A 2,854-nucleotide genomic window follows, 5' to 3' on the forward strand; every position below is an offset into this window, starting at 1 on the left:
CAAAATATTGCGTGAGCAAATCAGTCGTTACGGCACCTGGCTCACCAATGTAACGCAGCGGCGCTTCGTCGGTCAGGTTAGAGGCACTTAAACTAATGGTGTAACGATCCGACAGATCATAGTTAATGGAGGCATCCAGCAAGCCATAGCCTTTGATGTATCGACCACTGACAGGCGCTGGAACCACACCGGTCATGATAAACTCCGAGCGATAGCTATACACCAATCGGGCAGAGGTTTTCTCGCCTTCGTACAGCGCCGAGATGCTGTAGCTGTCATCAGATTGGAACGCCTGTGGTGTATCAATCACCTCGCCGTTAATCTCAACCGGGTTGTCCGTCTCGACGTGGGTGTAAGAGGCGGCTACACCAAAGTCTTGCCAAATCCCAGGCAGGAAATCAAAAAAGGTTTGCGCGGCCAGTTCAATACCGGTTGCGTTACCGTCGCCGGCATTGACGTCGCGACTGAGCAGGTATTGCCCTTCGGGACAGCTGTTGTCGAACGTACCATTGTAGGCCGGGGCGGTGGCAACGGTTTCACAGCTTTGCGATCCATTAATAAAACCGTCAATCTCTTTTGTGAACAGTGCGACAGAGGCGTACGAGGCGCTACCGAAATATTTCTCCAAAGAGATGTCATAGCTGTCAGCTTTCAGTGGCTCCAGATCGGGGTTGCCACCACTGCCTAGCCCCTGCAGAAGGTCGACCGTAACACTCGGCACCAAAGCCCCAAAATTAGGACGGGTCATGCCTTTGCTGTAGCCGAAGCGCAACAGCAGGTCTTCTTGCATCTCATAGGTAACATTCAAAGAAGGGAGCACATCGACATATGAGTTCGAGTTGTCCACCGGTACCACAACCGACTCACCGCCGGTGGAGTCCACCACCCAGGCACGGGTTTCGATATCGGTCTCAACGACACGAACGCCAACATTACCTCGTATACGCTCATCCTCGGTCGAGAATTCGCCCATGAGGTAGGCGGCCGCGGTACGTTCATCCGCATGGCGACGCGATGTCACATTCTCTGGAATGGCACCGTTGGCCGGGATACCCGACAAGGGGAAAAGCTCCGAGAGCACACCGCTGTGCAAGGCGCTGGAGCGGTACGTCAGGTAGCCACCGGGGAAGTCGGTTTCGTTGCGAATCCAGTCGTTGGGCGCAATGTTATAGAGCTCCGGGAATTCGGCAACTGACACGGCGTTAGAGTGGTCGCTGGCCAGTGGCAGGCCATCGTCTGTGAGTGGCTGCCCGGTAAAGTTATAACTGCTGTAGCTTGACTCTTGAGTGGCAACTCGCGCACCAAACAATAGGGTGTGAAAGAAGCCATCCAAATCATAGGTAAAATCTGTTTGCAGAGCGAGGCCATCGTCATCAAAATTCTGATGGATCACGTTGGCATAACTGTTAAACACAAAGTTATTGGGATCGGATAGATCTGGGCCAGAGATTTGAATGTTGCTTGGGTTGCGGCTATCCGGATACAGCTCGCGCGCGAAGTCCCAGGTTAAACCCAGTTTAGGATCGATCTGCACGTTGCGGCTATCCTGAGTTTGGCTTGCCTCGACATAAGAGAGATCAGCGGTCATGTTCAACTTGTCGCTAATATTCCAGTCAAACCCGGACGCGATCAGCCAAGTCTCGTAGGGGCGCTCTGACTCGCCGCCGAGTGAGAAAAAGGATGAGTCTAAGGACTCGCCACTAATCAGAACTTGCTCGGCGAGCACTTCATCGACACCGCCATTCACATTGCGATCGACAAGTGACTCGGTCATATCGAAATCAATGGTTTCAAGATCTTTTATCGTGCGGCTGTCGTTCAAGACCAGGAATTGATATTCCTGATTATAGTTGTAGAGGTTGTAGTTACCTTCCACATAGACTTCAAAGTCGTCGCTCGGGGCCCACTGAAAGGCCGCGTTGTAACCTTCGCGCTCGCGATAAATGTCTTCCTGGAAAACGTTGGCGCTTTGGGTGAGGGTGCTCATCAGCTCCGAGGAGTCTTCATTGCCCGTAGGGTCTGCCAAGTACCAAACGTCATTGCGCCCAGCGTAACTCTGGTTTGCGCCCGCGAGACTCTCGTACTCTGACGAGTCTGCGCGAACGGCTCTTCTCAAGTACGGGCCACGGTTGGCGGGGGTGGAATCAGAACGGTTGTGGCTTTCTTGAACGTTGGCCGCAAACATCAGGCCCATTTCGGAGCCGTCATCCAAATACCAAGTGTTGGAAACCAGACCGAATAAATCGGGGCTGGTTGATTCGGTAAAGTCATTGTATTTAGCGGTCGCCGCCAAGCTGACCACTTGCTCATCCATATCCAGCGGGCGACGGGTTCGAATATTAATCAGGCCGCCAATGGCGCCCTCAATGTGTTTGGCGCTCGGGTTTTTATAGACGTCGATGCCGGCGATCATGCCGGGGATGGCACTTTCGATATTAAATTCGCGACTGCCGGCGGTAAAGTAGGTGCGTCCGTTCAGGCGTGATGCGGTTTGTCCGGAGAGACCGCGCACGGTCAGCCCGCTGCCTTCGCCCACGGGCGAGGCACCTTCGCCGCCGTATCGATAGCCTTGCACCCCAGGAATACGAGTCAGGGTTTCGGCGACGTTGGAGTCGGGCAACTTACCGACGTCTTCGGCGGTAATCGACTCAACAATCTCTCCGGCTTGTTGTTTGATGGCGGTTGAGGTTTCCATACTGCTGCGAATGCCAGTAATGACCACCTCTTCCAGTCGCTCTTGTTGAGCGCTGGCGACGTGGCTTAAGGAGGCCATGGTGGTTGCTGCTGCCATTGCGACGAACAGACGATTCAGTCTCATAGTCATGTTGCTACCCATCGTTATCTGATTTATTTA

At 53.6% G+C, this 2,854-nt stretch carries 1 protein-coding gene; it reads right to left on the minus strand.

Annotated elements, in window-relative coordinates; translation table 11 throughout:
- Nucleotides 1–2,824, minus strand: a 2,824-nt coding sequence (locus Q4526_RS16445; protein WP_303609706.1) for a TonB-dependent receptor, incomplete at its 3' end; no start/stop codon positions are given.
- Nucleotides 2,825–2,854 lie beyond the last annotated feature (30 nt).

It is taken from the genome of Gilvimarinus sp. 2_MG-2023, from assembly GCF_030547685.1.
Classification (GTDB): Bacteria; Pseudomonadota; Gammaproteobacteria; order Pseudomonadales; family Cellvibrionaceae; genus Gilvimarinus.